A 1201-nucleotide genomic window follows, 5' to 3' on the forward strand; every position below is an offset into this window, starting at 1 on the left:
GTGCACATTTTGAACCGGCACCGTTTGAAAGTAATTTCCACACAAACCGATATTTTTGGAATGAATCGCTACAATCAATGGGGCCAATGGGTAATCAAGCTATTATGATCCCATCAGCGCCCAGAACGGGCCATCATATTATTTTAGCGGTATGGCTGGTCGCGGACTCTGGGGCCGGTTTTTATGGCGCACTGGATGTTGATTTTGGCGGTGGGGGGGGGGGTGGCGGTCTCCCTTCCCCCCCCCCCCCCCCCCCCCCCCCGCCGCCGGGAGGTTATCCCCAATGGCAGTTGGGTACACGGTATGAAGTGGGAGACCGAGTGACGTTTCAAGGCCTGAACTATCAATGTATACAAGGGCACCGAGCAGACTCACCCGCATGGAATCCGGCGCAGGCTCGCACTCTGTGGAGGCTGATATAGCGGCAGGTTTCTAATCAGAACACATTAATACCGGGCAACCTGTTGCCCGGTATTTTGACTTGTGGTGCGGCAAGCACCTGTCACTTTGTTCGGTGATGATTCAGGTGAGTCAGTTATCCATTGCCTAACCTCACACAATCACAGTAGCCTACCGCCTATCTCTCTATCTTAAGACGTGTCCCGCATGCTACTACTCATCGACAACTACGACTCTTTCACCTACAACCTCTACCAGTACTTTTGTGAGCTGGGTGCCAAGGTGCTGGTTAAACGCAACGACGTCCTGACGCTAGCGGATATCGAAACGCTGGCACCGACACATCTGGTGATCTCCCCCGGTCCCTGCACGCCGGATGACGCAGGCATTTCTCTGGCGGCGATTCGCCATTTTGCTGGCAAGTTGCCCATTCTTGGCGTGTGTCTCGGCCATCAGGCGCTGGGGCAGGCATTTGGTGCGCGCGTGGTGCGGGCACGTCAGGTGATGCATGGCAAAACGTCCTTGATACAGCACACCGGGAACGGCGTTTTTAGCGGGCTGGCAATGCCATTAACCGTGACGCGCTACCACTCTCTGGTGATCGACCCCGCCTCTCTGCCCGCCGAGTTTGACGTCACGGCCTGGACGGAGCGTGAAGGTGAGCGTGATGAAATCATGGGAATACGCCATCGCACCTTGCCGTTAGAAGGGGTGCAGTTTCATCCTGAAAGCATTCTGAGCGAGCAAGGGCATCAACTGTTGCAGAACTTCCTTAATACCTGAGGTTATCAGCATGCGTTGC

2 protein-coding genes are annotated in these 1201 nt (G+C 55.1%); both read left to right on the plus strand.

Going from position 1 to position 1201, the window contains the following annotated elements:
- Positions 1 to 104 precede the first annotated feature (104 nt).
- Complete coding sequence (locus tag J5224_RS35930; protein WP_413544741.1) at positions 105 to 422, plus strand: carbohydrate-binding protein; 318 nt, start codon at positions 105 to 107, stop codon at positions 420 to 422.
- 184 nt (positions 423 to 606) lie between these two features.
- Positions 607 to 1182 (plus strand): aminodeoxychorismate synthase component II, encoded by a 576-nt coding sequence (locus J5224_RS28820; protein ID WP_264628515.1) that lies wholly within the window; start codon positions 607 to 609, stop codon positions 1180 to 1182.
- The last annotated feature ends 19 nt before the right edge of the window (positions 1183 to 1201 follow it).

It is taken from the genome of Candidatus Symbiopectobacterium sp. NZEC135, from assembly GCF_025962695.1.

Excerpts from the sequence above, each read along its gene's own strand:
- J5224_RS35930 (WP_413544741.1), top strand. The coding sequence starts at position 105 with ATGATCCCATCAGCGCCCAGAACGGGCCATCATATTATTTTAGCGGTA.
- J5224_RS28820 (WP_264628515.1), top strand. The coding sequence starts at position 607 with ATGCTACTACTCATCGACAACTACGACTCTTTCACCTACAACCTCTAC.